This window comes from Stenotrophomonas sp. A3_2 (assembly GCF_036624925.1).
GTDB classification, from domain to species: domain Bacteria; phylum Pseudomonadota; class Gammaproteobacteria; order Xanthomonadales; family Xanthomonadaceae; genus Stenotrophomonas; species Stenotrophomonas hibiscicola.
Window position 1 is genome coordinate 1 of record NZ_JAZKVY010000040.1, and the last position, 13,462, is coordinate 13,462.

Here is a 13,462-nt window from a genome sequence, read left to right on the forward strand (position 1 = left end):
CGCCGATGCCACGCGCAGGGCGGTACTCGGCCGTGACCGCGAACCCGCCGCGGCGCAGCGGGAGAAGGCCGAAGCCGCCTGGAGGGACCTGCTCGAGGCCTGATGCCATCGGTAGCGCGGGGCCAGGCCCGGCGGCCGTCCTTCAACGTACGGCGGCCTGCAGCCACGGCGGCGACAGCGTCAACAGCCGCGCGTGCACCGGGCAATCCTCGGCGTGCGCACCGGGCAGGTAGCCCAGGCTCATCAGGAATTCGCCGGTGATCTCGCCGCCGGTGAAGCGGAACGTCTTCTTGAACAGCTTCACCCAGTCGGCCTTGCTGCGCGGGTGGTGCGCATCCAGCCACGCCGCGAAGCTGCCATGGCTGGCCCGCAACTGCTGGATCACCTGCGCGTTGTGGATCGCCGCCATCACCTTCAGCCGGTTGCGGATGATGCCCGCGTCCGACAGCAGGCGCGCAATGTCCTGCTCGGCGTAGGCCGCCACGCGGTCCACATCGAAGCCGTCATAGGCTGCGCGGAAGCCCTCGCGCTTCTTCAGGATCGTTTCCCAGCTCAAACCGGCCTGGTTGATTTCCAGTACCAATCGCTCGAACAGTTCACGCTCGTCCCGCTGCGGGAAGCCGTACTCGTTGGCGTGGTAGTAGTCGTGCACCGGATGGCCGGGGGCAATCAGGCAGTAACCGCTCATGGGGAAGGCTCGTTGGATTCGGATTCGGATTCGGATTCGGATTCGGGTTCGGGATCGATGGCCACTGCAGGGTGCCCGCCGATGGACAGCATCGGCCAGCGCGGTGGCACGAGCGTGAGTTTGCCGTTACGCAGGGCCTGGTTGATCGCCTCGGCCGGGCCGCTGACGGTGCCGAACAGCGCACCGGCCCGGCGCCACTGGGAATCGCTGCCACGTGCGTACAGCACGCAGTCCGGTCCACGGTGGGTGTACAGCTCGCACAGCAGCACTTCGCCGGTACCATCACCGTCCAGGTCGCGATGCACGACCAGGCAGTCGCGCTCGCTCTGTGCGCAGGATTCGCCATTGATCGATCGGGTGGCCAGAGCTTTCCACCAGTCGTCCGGTGGCGAGCTGGATCCGGCGGCCAGCTTCAGCGCGCGCCGCAGGGCGGCGACGTCCTGCGGCCCCTTGTCGAGGCGGTGGCCGTCGTCCCAGCGGGAGGTACGCGCCAGTGCTGCCGCGACCACCTGTGGCGCGTTGGCATCGGCGATGATGGCCGGATCACGCTGCAACTCGCGCAGCGCCTGCACGCCACGGCGGCCAAGATCGAAGCGCAGCACGTTGACGTCACTGCTGGTGATCGCCGGCGGGTCCGCGCGCAGGCGCTCCAGCTGGCTGGACAGGGTCAGCCGCACCGGGTCCAGCAGGGGCGAGTTGCCCAGCAGGGCCAGTGCGAGCACCACCCAGCACATCCAGCGGTTGACCGGTTCCAGCGCCTGCAGCCAGCGGCCCTGGCGACGCAGTACCGCCAGCGCATAGCCCAGGGCATAGCCGGCCACGGCCAGCGCGATCAGCAGTGCCCAGAACCGGTCCACGGTCCAGCCGTACTGCACCACGCGCAGGCCCAGCGCATACAGCGCCAGCGCGGCGTAGACCGGCAGCGCCAGCAGGCTGGCCTCGACCAGACGGCGCAGCACGAGAGGGTACGGCGCGGAGTCTTCCCCCTGCTGGTAGACCGCATTGGTGAACGTCACCAGCAGCAGTGACACCACCACCAGCAGGCTGGCGGCCGAACGGGTCTTCCACAGCGGCTCCAGCCCGGCAAGCGGCAGGCTCAGCACGAACAACACGGCGATGAACGAGAGCAGTGGCAGCAGCCCGCGGCAGATCGCGAACAGCACCTGGCGGGTGATCTGGATCGCCCGATGCTGGGTGCGCCCGATCAGCACGCCAAACCCGGCCAGGCTGCCGGTGGCCAGTGCGATGAAAGCATCCTGGCGGAACAGATCGCGGAAGAAGGTGACCTCCAGCAGCTGGAACAGCGCCGCCCACAGCCACAGCAGCAGCCAGGTCAGCCCGGTGAACAGCGCCGCCAGGGCCAGGGTCAAGCCGTTCTGCCAGGCGCGCTCGAACAGCTCGGGGTAGCTGGCGCGCCACTGACCGTGCTGCAGCTGGAACTGCCACCAGGGCAGGGCCACGAACACCGCCACGCCCATGCCCAGGGTCAACGGAAACTGCAGCGCGCCCGATTCCAGTGCGGCCTCGCTATTGAGGTTCCAGCCGATCCAGGCGGCCAGTGCCAGCACCACCACCGAGCCGAGCGCCGCCTGCAGCCACAGGCGGCGTTGGCCCAGCTCGACCAGGCTCAGCGCCACCGCGCTGGGAATGGCCAGCACCCAGGCGTACCAGCAGTAGCGCCAGCCGATATCGCGGAACGGCCACGCATCGGACAATTCCTGCGCGGCATACAGCATCAGACCCTGCAGCAGGGCGATCAGGACGACGGCGCTGCGTGCCGGCAGGGTCAGGGGCGATGAAGACTGCATCGATGACCTTCCATGGCAAAGCACCATCCTAGCCCATCGCGGTTCGGCGCCATCGCGCGACCATCCCGCCCCCAGCAGGTAGAATGGACCCATGCCTGTAATGCCGACCTCCCTTGCCGATCACCTGCTCGTCGCGCTGCCGTCGCTGCTCGACGCGACCTTTGCCCGCAGCGTCGCGCTGATCTGCCAGCACGACGAGAACGGGGCGATGGGCGTACTGGTCAACCAGCCTTCCGAATACACGCTGGGTGAAGTGCTTGCGCAGATGGACATCACCACCGGTGATGGCGAGCTGCAGGCGCGCATGGTGCTCAATGGCGGTCCGGTGCATCCCGAACGCGGCTTCGTCATCCACGACGACGCGCGCGCGTGGGATTCCAGCCTGACCGTGGGCGACGGCCTGTACCTGACCACCTCGCGCGACATCCTCGAAGCGATGGCGCGTGGCGAAGGCCCGGCCAATGCGGTGGTCACCCTCGGCTGTGCCGGTTGGGGCGCAGGGCAGCTGGAAAGCGAGCTGTCCGAGAACAGCTGGCTGACCGTGCCGGCCGATGCCGAGCTGGTGTTCCAGCTGCCGCTGGAGCAGCGCTGGCAGGGCGCGGCTGCGCGCATCGGCGTGGATCTGTTCCGGCTGACCGACTACAGCGGCCATGTCTGAGCCGGCCGCGCCCGCACCGGTTCCTGCTGCCCCGGCGATCCGCCGTGACGGCACCGTTCTGGGTTTCGATGTTGGCTCGCGACGCATCGGCGTGGCCATCGGCAGTGCTTTCGCCGCCCATGCGCGCGCGGTGGCCGTGGTCGATGTGCACGGCAACGGCCCGGACTGGACCGCGATCGAGCGCCTGCTCAAGGAATGGAAGCCCGACGGCCTGGTGGTCGGCGATCCGCTTACGCTGGACGGCCAGGACCAGCCCAACCGCAAGCGCGCGCAGGGCTTCGCCCGCCAGCTGCGGGAACGTTTCAAGCTGCCCGTGGTGATGATCGACGAGCGTTCCAGCTCGGTCGAGGCCGCACGCCGCTTCGCCGTCGAGCGCGCCGAAGGACGCAAGCGCCGCCGCGATGCGGCCGCCCTCGATGCTGTGGCCGCGGCGGTGATCATCGACCGCTGGCTGTCGTCCCCCGACGACGCCACCCCCATTCCCTGACTGCACGACTCCCGCCATGACTGCCCAGCAAATCGATGCCTCCGGACGCCTGCGCCACCTGCTGACCCTGGAGGGCCTGCCGCGCGAAACACTGCTGCAGTTGCTGGACCGGGCAGGGCAGATCCGTGACGCCGCAGTCGGCCGTGTCGGCAACAAGCGCCACGTGCTGGCCGGTTCTGCGGTATGCACGCTGTTCTTCGAACCGTCCACGCGCACCCGCAGCTCGTTCCAGCTGGCCGCGCAGCGCCTGGGCGCCGATGTGCTGAACTTCGACGCGTCGACCTCGTCCACGCGCAAGGGCGAAACGGCCTGCGACACGTTGCGCAACCTGGAAGCAATGGGCGTGCGCGGCTTCGTGGTGCGTCACCCCGATGACGGCGCCGTGGCCGCGCTGGCCGAGGCGGCGGGCGAGGGCACCGCACTGATCAACGCCGGCGACGGCCGCAGCGCGCACCCAACCCAGGGCCTGCTGGACATGCTGACCCTGCGTCAGGCCAAGGGCCCGGATTTCTCGAAGCTGAAGGTGGTGATCGTCGGCGACGTGAAGCACTCGCGCGTGGCGCGCACCGACCTGCATGCGCTGCGCACGCTGGGGGTGGGCGAGATCCGCGTGTGCGGCCCGCAGTCACTGCTGCCGGACGACGAGACCCTGAAGGGCTGCGTGGTCGGCGATGATTTCGATGCGATGCTGGAAGGCGCCGACGCGCTGATGATGCTGCGCCTGCAGCGCGAGCGCATGGAAGAAGGCCTGGTGCCGTCGCTGGAGCAGTACCACGCCCAGTACGGCCTGACCAACGAACGCCTGGCCCGTGCCGGCAAGGACGCTGCGGTGCTGCATCCGGGCCCGATCAACCGTGGCGTGGAAGTCACCGATGACGTGGCCGACGGCCCGCAGTCGTGGGTGCTGCGCCAGGTCGCCAACGGCGTCGCCGTGCGCATGGCCGTGCTGGAAACCCTGCTGGGCTGACCACTTTGGTGGGTGCCGACCGTTGGTCGGCGCGGTTGATCTGTCCTCATCCGACCCGGTGGGTGCCGACCGTTGGTCGGCACTGAACCATCAGTGCGGTGAAGTGCGGGCCTGGCCATTGAATGGTTCCGGGCCTACCTGTACTGACGTGGTTGCCCGATAGAAGAGGGATACCGGCAGGCGCACGATTGGGCCCATGAACCGCGCACGCCTACGCCTTGGCCGTCATTCCCGGATCGGGCAATCCTACATCCTGACCACCGTCACCCCGGAACGTCGACGCTACTTCGATGATGCCACTGCGGCACAGGAGGTGATGGATGTGCTCCGTCGCATTGATGATGATGGCCTGACGCACTCACTTGCCTATGTGGTCATGCCGGACCACATCCATTGGCTTGTGGAGATCCGTGCGTTCTCGCTGGACTACATCATGCAACGCTTCAAATCGAGCAGTGCATTGCGGATCAACCGCATGCTGGGTAAGACAGGACCATTTTGGCAATCGAGCTATCACGATCACGCCATGCGTTCTGAAGAATCACTGTTTCGCCATGCGATGTACATCGTCGCCAACCCGGTCAGGGCGAACTTGGCGAGTTGCGTGGGAGAGTATCCGTATGCCTGGTGCCGATGGGAGATCGATGGGAGGGACCAAGCAATGGATTACCCCGAAGCGGAGAGATAGTGCCGACCAACGGTCGGCACCCACCAATACCCGAGCCGACCAACGGTCGGCACCCACCAATACCCAAGCCGACCAACGGTCGGCACCCACCAATACCCAAGCCGACCAACGGTTGGCATCCACCAATACCCAAGCCGACCAACGGTTGGCATCCACCCACAGATGTTTCCCAGCAGAAGCTATGGCTCAGCGCTTCTGCGCGAACATCCATTCCCACATCGCCGGGTCGGCGTAGGTGGCGTCCCAGGCATTGTGGTTGCCTTCCGGGTATTCGGTGTAGCGCACGTCACGCGCGTTGGCGTTCTGGAATGCGGCGTGCAGCCGGCGGTCGTCATCCGGCGGCACCACGTCATCCAGCGCGCCATGGAAGATCCAGATCGGCGTCTGCCGCAGGCGCTGGGCAATGGCCGCATACGGGTCGGTTTCACCGGCCACCTGTTCGACGAACAGGGTCGGACGTACCGCGCGCGGGGCCAGCACCGCGCCGCACACCGGCACGATCGCAGCAAATCGGTGCGGGTTGTCCAAGGCGATATTCCAGCTGCCGTAGCCACCCATCGACATGCCGGTCAGGTATTGCCGCGCCGGATCGGCACCGAACTCGGCGATCGCTGCATCCAGCGCGGCCAGGGCCACACGGTTGTTGCGCCCGCTCCATTCCCCGCGTCCCGGCGCCTGCGGAAATACGGCCAACGCAGGGAAATCGGCGGCCTGCTCGCGCAGGTACGGTCCCAGCCCCGCGTGGGTCTGCTTCACGCCATCGGCGCCGCGCTCGCCCGAACCGTGCAGGAACAGCACGACCGGCAGTGAGCCCGGTGTACGCGCCGATGCGGCCGGAATGAATACCTGGTAGTAGGCCGTCTCGCCATCCACCTTCACGGCGCGGGCTTCGAAGCGACCCCGCGCGCCATCCGGCAGCGACGTGCAGCCGCTCATCAACAGAAGGGCCAGCAGTGGCAGCCAGCGCGACAGCAAACGGACCATGGGGTTTCCCGAAGTGGCGAGATCGCCTGCATCGTAGTCCGCTGTCGCCAGCGCGGCATCGTGCGCCGCGTCACTGCGGGCGCGGGAAGCTGGCAATGATGTCCAGTTGTTCCTGCGCTTCGGCATTGCCTGCCGCCGCCGCAGCCTGCACCTGCGCCATATCCGGGTGCAGGACCACCAGCAGCGGGTTCTCGCAGACCGGGCAGTCATACTCGGTGGCGTCCTCGTCCAGTTCCATCTCCATGGCGCGCGAGCTGCCCTTCCACTCGCAGGCCGGGCAGGTGTGCTGCTGGTCGCGCCAGCCGGGCTGGAAATAGTTTTCGATCGTTGTTGCCATGGGTGTTCCGGTTGGGTGGAGTCAACGACCCGCGTGGCGGGGGCCGATCCTCGATGCGGTCAATGCAGCAGCACCAGCGTGGCCAGGCCGAGGAAAGTGAAGAAGCCCATCGAGTCGGTCACTGCGGTCAGGAAGATACCGCTGGCCAGCGCTGGATCGAAGCCGAAGCGTTTCAGTGTGAGCGGCACCAGCACGCCGGCCAGCGCTGCGAACAGCAGGTTGCAGGTCAGTGCGATGGCGATCACCGCAGACAGCCCGGGTGAATGGAACCAGGCCAATACGATCAGGCCCAGCACCGAGCCGAGCATCACGCCGTTCAGCAGCGCAACACGCACTTCCTTCCACAGCAGGGTGCGCGCGTTGGAGGCGCCCACCTGGCCCAGCGCCAGGCCGCGCACCATCAGCGCCAGCACCTGGGTGCCGGCGTTGCCACCGAGGCCGGCCACGATCGGCATCAACACCGCCAGCGCCACCAGCTTGTCGATGGTGCCCTCGAAGTGACCGACCACGCTGGAGGCCAGGAAGGCCGTGCACAGGTTGATCGACAGCCACATCAGGCGGCGGCGCATGGCGCGCCAGACCGGGCTGAACAGATCCTCGTCCTCGTCCAGGCCGGCGGCGCCCAGCGCCTGGTGCTCGGCCTGGCCACGGATGATGTCGACCACGTCATCGATGGTGATGCGACCAACGAGGATGTTGTTCTCGTCCACCACCGGTGCGGAGATCCAGTCATGGTCGGAGAACTGCCGCGCGACTTCCTGGTCGCTCTCGCCGACGTCGATGGCCGGCTGCTCGTCGTCGATCAGGCGGTTGATCGGGGTGGTGTCCTCGTGGGTCACCAGTGCCGCCAGCGACACCCGGCCAAGGTACTGATGGCGCCGGCTGACCACGAACAGGTGGTCGGTGTGGTCCGGCAGTTCGCCGCGCAGGCGCAGGTAGCGCAGCACCACGTCCACGTTGACGTCGGCGCGCACGGTCACCACGTCCGGGTTCATCAGGCGGCCGGCACTGTCCTCGGGATAGGACAGCACCTGTTCCAGGCGCTCGCGGTTCTCGCGGTCCATCGACTTGAGGACTTCGTCGATGACCGTATCGGGCAGGTCTTCGACCAGGTCGGCCAGGTCGTCGATGTCCAGGTCTTCGACCGCGGCGATGATTTCGTCCGGGTCCATGTCCGCGAGCAGGCTCTCGCGCACGTCGTCGCCGACGTGGACCAGCACCTCGCCGTCATCTTCCGGATCGACCAGGCCCCACACCACCTCGCGCTTGCCCGGCGGCAGCGATTCAAGCAGGTTGCCGATCTCGGCCGGGGCCAGGGTATTGACCAGGCGACGCACCGGGCCCAGCCGACCGCTGTCCAGTGCGTCGGACAGCATCCGCAGTTGGCGCGCAGTCTTGTCGTGGCGTACGGCTTCAGCCATCGCAGCTCCCGCGGGATAAGAAAAGCCGCGATCCCGGCAAGGATGCGGCAACAGGGGTGTTCAGCGCGTCATTATCGCAAGGGGATGTTTCAACGCATAGCCGAGGGGCGGTGGTTGCGCCGGCCGCTGGCCCGCAATCGTCCCCATCGAAGTCCACGAGATTGCCGGCCAGCGACCAGCACTACCCTCGGCAGTCAGGCCGTTTCGGCCACCAGCGCCAGCCAGCGCTCGATCGCGCGGCGGTCGCGTGCGGCCAGCAGCTTCGGCGCGCGCGCGCGCAATGCGGCCAGATCGGCATCGCGGATCGCACGGCGCACTTCCAGCAGCGTGCCGGGGTGCAGGCTGAACTCGGTCAGGCCCAGCGCCAGCAGCAGCGGGGTCATCCGTGCATCGCCGGCCATCTCGCCGCAGACCGCCACCGGGATGCGGTGACGCGCGCCGGTCTCGATCACCATCTGCAGCAGTCGCAGCACGGCCGGATGCAGTGGCGAATACAGTTCGCCCAGTGCCTCGTTGTTGCGGTCGGCGGCCAGCAGGTACTGCACCAGGTCATTGGTGCCGATCGACAGGAAATCGACCAGGTCGATGAAGCTCTCCAGCGCCAGTGCTGCCGCAGGAACTTCGATCATCGCGCCCAGCGGCACGTGGTCGGACACCATGTGGCCCTCGCCGCGCAGCTGTTCGGTCAGCTTGAGCATGCGCCGGCGCACCGCCAGCAGCTCCTCGCGGGTGCTGACCATCGGCACCAGCACGCGCAGCTTGCCGTAGGCGGAGGCACGCAGGATCGCGCGCAGCTGGGTATCGGCCACCTTCGGCCGTGCCAGCGACAGGCGTACGCCGCGCAGACCCAGGGCGGGGTTCTCTTCATTGCTGAGGGTCAGGCCGGTGCGGTCGGCCTTGTCCGCGCCCAGATCGAGCGTGCGGATGGTGACCGGTCGCCCGCTCATGCCCAACGCGGCATCCCGGTAGGTCTGGAACTGTTCTTCTTCATCCGGCAGCTCGTTGCGCTGCAGGAACAGGAACTCGGTGCGGTACAGGCCCAGTCCCTGCGCGCCCAGCGCGTGCGCCTGGGTGACGTCTTCCAGCGATTCGGCATTGGCCAGCAGGGCGATGTCGACCTGGTCGCGGGTGCGGCTGGGCTTGCTGCGCAGGCGGCCGAGCTCGCGCTGCTCGCGCGCATGCTCCTTCAGGCGCGCGCGATAGTCACGCAGGTTGTCGGCCTGCGGGTTGGCGGTGATGCTGCCGTCGGCGCCATCGATGATCAGCACGTCGCCATCGGCGATGCGGCTGAGCAGCTGCGGAACGTTCACGATCAACGGCAGATGCAGGCTGCGCGCCAGGATCGCGCTGTGCGACAGCGCGCTGCCGGCGGCGGTGACGATGCCAACCACGCCCTGGGCCTGCAGCTGGGCCAGTTCGGACGGGGCGATGTTGTCGCAGACCAGGATCTCGCCGGCCAGGCCCTTCATCACCGGCGCGCGTTCAGGCTGCAGGAACGCGTGGATGCGGCCGATGACATGGTCCAGGTCGTCCATGCGGCTCTTCAGGTAGGCATCGTCCATGCCATCGAAGACCTTGGCCAGGCGGTCACGCTGCAGGCGCAATGCGTAGCCGGCACTGTAGGGACCGCTGCGGATCAGCTCGTCCAGCCCGAACAACAGCTCGGGATCGTCCAGCAGCAGCGCGTGCAGGTCCAGGAACTCGCCCACTTCCTGGTTCAATGCGCCATGCAGGCGCTGGCGCAGTTCGTGCATTTCCGTGCGCGCGGCATCCACCGCACGATGCAGGCGGGCCAGCTCGGCCTCGACCTGGTGGGCGCCGATGCGTTGCTCGGCCACCTCCAGCGCATGCGGCAGGCGTACCCGTGCGCGGCCCATCGCCGCGCCACGGGCAGCACCGTGCCCAGCCAGCAGCTGGACCGGCCGCTGGCCGGAAGGAACCTGGCCGGCGCGCGCGCGCGGCACGCTCAGCTGTCCTCGTCGAAGCGGCGCTCGAACAGACCGACCACCGCTTCCATCGCGGCGGCTTCGTCCTCGCCGTTGATGCGCACCGTGACCGGAGTGCCCTGGCCGGCGGCCAGCAGCATCACGCCCATGATGCTCTTGGCGTTGATCTCACGGCCCTTGGCGGCCATGGTCACGTTGCAGCGGAACGGCGCCAGGGTCTGCACCAGCTTGGCGGTGGCCCGGGCGTGCAGGCCCAGGCGGTTGCTCACGGTGAGTTCTCGTTCAAGCATCGTCGACTATCGCTCCATTACGGGTGCCCGCCGCGGCTGTGGCGGGCAGTAGATCCAGTCCCTGTTCCGGATAATTCATCACCCGCAGCAACATCGGCAGGCTCAGCGCCGATACCCGGCGAACCGGGGTCCCCAACCGGGCCAGCTGCCCGGCTAGGTTGGCGGGGCTGGCGCCGTACAGGTCGGTCAGGATCAGCACGCCATCCCCTGCATCGACCCGCCGCAGGGCGGCCGAGGCGAGCGGGAGCAGGGCGTCCAGGTCTGCGTCGAACGGTACTTCGAAAGCTTCGGTTTTCAGCGGCAATTGCCGCAGGAGCCGGGTCGCCACCTCAAGCAGGGCGGGCCCGACCCCCGGATGTGTTACGAGGAGAATGCCACAGGTCATTACTGCACGTTAACAGGTCAAGGTGAATTGGCGATAGCAGCAGATGAGGCGCACTGTGTCCCGTATTCAGCGTTGCTCGCAAGGGGAGCCTTTCCGTTGAGAAAGAGATCCGACCCCATCCGTTTTTCGATGCCTGACAGCGATTCATCCACGCACGCGTGGATCCATCGTGTCGACCAGGGTCGACACCCACCCGCCGCAGAAATCTGTCAGAGGTGGGGCGGTGGGGGTCTGCAGCCCGGGGGGCGCCTGGGGGGGCGCAATCGCGCCCCCGGGGGTGCGGGCGCTTGGCTTGCCAACCACGGCGGCCCAAGCGCCCGAACGCCCAGCCGCCAGCGCCTGGGCCAGACCGCGGAGCGGGGTTCACGGCGTGTCCTGCAGATCCACCCCGCCCCGCCATCCCACGGAATGCCGCTTCTGCTGTTGCTGTTGCCGGCCAGCGGCCGGCACTACCGGCGGGTGCCGGGCGCAGCCCGGCCGCCCCCCCTCAATCCTGTTCGCGGTGATACGTGGCCACATCTTCCCAGCCCATCTCGCGGGCATGCCGGGCCAGGCGCTCGGCCAGGAACACCGAGCGGTGCTTGCCGCCGGTGCAGCCGAACGCCACCGTCACGTAGCTGCGGGTGCCATCCCCCAGTTTCGGCAGCCAGGTATCGAGGAAATCCATCAGCTGGGCCAGGTAACGCTGCACGTCCGGCTGTGCTTCCAGATAGTCGCGCACGCCCGGTTCGCGGCCGCTCAGCGCACGCAGATCGGGGTCCCAGTGTGGATTGGGCAGCACCCGCGCATCGAATACGAAGTCCGCCTCGGCCGGCACGCCGCGCTTGTACGCGAACGATTCGAACAGCAGGGACAGTCCGGTGGCATGGTCCAGCGTGAACTCGGTGATGATCCGCCGCCGCAGCTGATGCACGTTGAGGTTGCTGGTATCGATCACCGCATCGGCCTCGCGGCGCAGCGGTGCCGTCAATTCACGTTCGCGTGCGATCGCTTCGGGCAGCGACAGGCCCAGCTGGCTCAGCGGATGACGGCGCCGGGTGTCGGCGTAGCGCTTGAGCACAGCCTCATCGCTGGCCTCGAAGAACAGTACCTTCACTTCCACGCCGGCGTCAGTGGCCAGCTGCCGCCAGTTGCCCAGCTGGCTCAGATCGGCCTGTCCGCGAACGTCGATGCCCACGGCCAGGCGGCGGGGCGCGCTGCCGTCATGGTTGGCCAGCAGGCTGCGCACGAAGTCGGGCAGCAGATTGATCGGCAGGTTGTCCGAGCAGTAGTAGTCCTGGTCCTCGAAGGTCTTCAGGGCGACGGATTTACCCGAGCCGGACAGGCCGCTGACGATGATCAGGGTCGGGGCGGAGGGGGTGACGGTGCTCATGGACAGGCTCTTCGAGGGGCAGGGAAATCAGGGTGTTCGCCGTTCCAGCAGGTTGCTGTGGCGGGCGATGAACATAGCCGCCGGGTCGATGCCCTTGGTGCGCAGGATGTGCAGGCGGGTCGCGGCTTCGGTCAGTACGGCCAGGTTGCGGCCGGGCATCACCGGCAGGGTGATCAGCGGAACGTCCAGGTCCAGCACATGGCGGGTGCCCGAATCGCCGGTCAGGCGTTCGTAGCCATGTGGGGTGGGTTCGGTCATCGGCTTGGTCAGGTGGACGATCAGCCGAAGGTACTTGTTCTTCTTTACAGCCGTGTCGCCGAACATCTCGCGCACGTTGAGCACGCCCAGGCCGCGCACTTCCAGCAGGTCCTGCAGCAGTTCGGGGCAGGTGCCGTCGAGTACGTCCGGGGCGATCTGGGTGAACTCGGGGGCATCGTCGGCGACCAGGCGATGGCCGCGGGTGAGCAGCTCCAGCGCCAGCTCGCTCTTGCCCGATCCGGCCTCGCCGGTGATCAGCACGCCGATGGAATAGATCTCCATGAACACGCCGTGCAGGATCACCCGCGGCGCCAGCGTACGCGCCAGATGGTAGGACAGGTGGTTGAGCAGTTCGTGGCCGCGCTTGGGCGAGAGCCACAGCGGCGTGCCGGATTCGTCAGCAGCGGCGCGGAGGTCTTCCGGGCAGGGCTGGTTGCGGGTCAGCACCAGCGCCAGCGGGTGCGACTGCATGATCTTTTCGATGGTCTCCCAGCGCTGGCGTGGTTCCAGTGCATCCAGCCAGGACAGTTCCTCGGTGCCCAGGATCTGCACCTTGTTGGGATAGATCGCGTTGAGGTAGCCGGCCAGCGAGGGACGCCGCGAGACGGTATTGCCGGCCTCCAGCTCGCGCTTCTCACCGGACTTGCCGGCGGCCCAGCGCAACCCCAGCCGCTCGCGCTGCTGTTCGAACAGTTCACGGGCGGTGATGCTGGTATTCATGCGGCACTCGCAGGAGGGGTCATGTCCAGCGCCTCGCGCAGCGCCCGGGCATCGCCCGCTTCGCGCAGGGCCTGGCGGATGTCCGGCGCGGAAAACAGTTCGGCCAGCTCGGACAACAGCATCAGGTGCTGGTGGGTGTAGTGGGCGGGGACGGCCATGGCGAACACCAGGTCCACCGGTTCGTCGCCGCCGAAATCGACCGGGGCGGCCAATCGCAGCAGGGCGCCACGGGGGCGATCAAGGGTAGGCGCGCGGCCGTGGGGGATGGCGATGCCGTGGCCGATCGCGGTGCTGCCCAGGGCTTCGCGCTGGCACAGGTTCAGGTAGATCTGTTCGGCATTGGCCTGGCGGCAGGCCAGCAACCCGGCGGCGGCCTGCAGGACGCTGTCACGGTCGGTGGCCGTGCAGAGCTGGGTCTGCACGGCCGCCAGGAGGTCAGTCAGGGGCATGTCT

At 67.6% G+C, this 13,462-nt stretch carries 15 protein-coding genes; 4 read left to right on the plus strand and 11 right to left on the minus strand.

From position 1 onward, the window contains the following. Positions 1–142: 142 nt before the first annotated feature. Both R5H29_RS00350 and R5H29_RS00355 read right to left on the minus strand, forming a co-directional pair. On the minus strand, positions 143–688 hold the full coding sequence (locus tag R5H29_RS00350; RefSeq protein WP_308305520.1) for a DNA-3-methyladenine glycosylase I: 546 nt from the start codon (positions 686–688) through the stop codon (positions 143–145). Beyond that, complete coding sequence (locus tag R5H29_RS00355) at positions 685–2,496, minus strand: DUF4153 domain-containing protein (RefSeq protein WP_332328548.1); 1,812 nt, start codon at positions 2,494–2,496, stop codon at positions 685–687. Before R5H29_RS00355 ends, R5H29_RS00350 begins: the two co-directional genes overlap by 4 nt. Before the next feature lie 91 nt (positions 2,497–2,587). Here R5H29_RS00355 and R5H29_RS00360 point away from each other — a divergent pair, with 91 nt between their 5' ends. The 4 genes from R5H29_RS00360 (at position 2,588) to R5H29_RS00375 (ending at position 5,296) form a co-directional block, all read left to right on the plus strand. After that, the gene (locus R5H29_RS00360; RefSeq protein WP_021202596.1) at positions 2,588–3,154 is read left to right on the plus strand and encodes a YqgE/AlgH family protein; all 567 of its coding nucleotides are present in this window, start codon (positions 2,588–2,590) and stop codon (positions 3,152–3,154) included. Beyond that, positions 3,147–3,641, plus strand: coding sequence for a Holliday junction resolvase RuvX (gene ruvX, locus R5H29_RS00365; protein ID WP_005415547.1), 495 nt, complete (start codon positions 3,147–3,149; stop codon positions 3,639–3,641). Before R5H29_RS00360 ends, ruvX begins: the two co-directional genes overlap by 8 nt. Before the next feature lie 16 nt (positions 3,642–3,657). Further along, positions 3,658–4,608 carry an aspartate carbamoyltransferase catalytic subunit gene (locus R5H29_RS00370; protein WP_021202595.1) on the plus strand — a complete coding sequence of 317 codons (951 nt, stop codon included), beginning with the start codon at positions 3,658–3,660 and terminating at the stop codon, positions 4,606–4,608. A gap of 196 nt (positions 4,609–4,804) precedes the next feature. Then, the gene (locus R5H29_RS00375; RefSeq protein ID WP_332328549.1) at positions 4,805–5,296 is read left to right on the plus strand and encodes an REP-associated tyrosine transposase; all 492 of its coding nucleotides are present in this window, start codon (positions 4,805–4,807) and stop codon (positions 5,294–5,296) included. A gap of 186 nt (positions 5,297–5,482) precedes the next feature. Here R5H29_RS00375 and R5H29_RS00380 read toward each other — a convergent pair whose 3' ends face one another. The 9 genes from R5H29_RS00380 to R5H29_RS00420 all read right to left on the minus strand — a co-directional run bounded on the left by R5H29_RS00380 (position 5,483) and on the right by R5H29_RS00420 (position 13,458). Continuing rightward, positions 5,483–6,280: a prolyl oligopeptidase family serine peptidase gene (locus R5H29_RS00380; RefSeq protein WP_111103434.1), complete on the minus strand. Its 798-nt coding sequence runs from the start codon at positions 6,278–6,280 to the stop codon at positions 5,483–5,485. A 70-nt stretch (positions 6,281–6,350) separates the two neighbouring features. Further along, complete coding sequence (locus tag R5H29_RS00385; protein WP_019659457.1) at positions 6,351–6,617, minus strand: hypothetical protein; 267 nt, start codon at positions 6,615–6,617, stop codon at positions 6,351–6,353. Between the two features lie 59 nt (positions 6,618–6,676). Continuing rightward, entirely contained in the window at positions 6,677–8,038 is a 1,362-nt protein-coding gene (gene mgtE, locus R5H29_RS00390) for a magnesium transporter (RefSeq protein ID WP_019659456.1), read from the minus strand. Between the two features lie 194 nt (positions 8,039–8,232). After that, a complete protein-coding gene (gene ptsP, locus R5H29_RS00395; protein ID WP_019659455.1) occupies positions 8,233–10,002 on the minus strand; it encodes a phosphoenolpyruvate--protein phosphotransferase in 1,770 nt (589 codons plus the stop codon). Positions 10,003–10,004: 2 nt separating this feature from the next. Next, positions 10,005–10,274 (minus strand): HPr family phosphocarrier protein, encoded by a 270-nt coding sequence (locus R5H29_RS00400; protein ID WP_005408385.1) that lies wholly within the window; start codon positions 10,272–10,274, stop codon positions 10,005–10,007. Then, a complete protein-coding gene (locus tag R5H29_RS00405) occupies positions 10,267–10,659 on the minus strand; it encodes a PTS sugar transporter subunit IIA (RefSeq protein ID WP_111103436.1) in 393 nt (130 codons plus the stop codon). Before R5H29_RS00405 ends, R5H29_RS00400 begins: the two co-directional genes overlap by 8 nt. 487 nt (positions 10,660–11,146) lie before the next feature. Then, positions 11,147–12,031 (minus strand): RNase adapter RapZ, encoded by an 885-nt coding sequence (rapZ, locus tag R5H29_RS00410; RefSeq protein WP_019659453.1) that lies wholly within the window; start codon positions 12,029–12,031, stop codon positions 11,147–11,149. A 27-nt stretch (positions 12,032–12,058) separates the two neighbouring features. Then, positions 12,059–13,009 (minus strand): HPr(Ser) kinase/phosphatase, encoded by a 951-nt coding sequence (gene hprK / locus R5H29_RS00415; RefSeq protein ID WP_019659452.1) that lies wholly within the window; start codon positions 13,007–13,009, stop codon positions 12,059–12,061. Then, on the minus strand, positions 13,006–13,458 hold the full coding sequence (locus R5H29_RS00420; protein WP_019659451.1) for a PTS sugar transporter subunit IIA: 453 nt from the start codon (positions 13,456–13,458) through the stop codon (positions 13,006–13,008). Before R5H29_RS00420 ends, hprK begins: the two co-directional genes overlap by 4 nt. Positions 13,459–13,462: the final 4 nt, after the last annotated feature.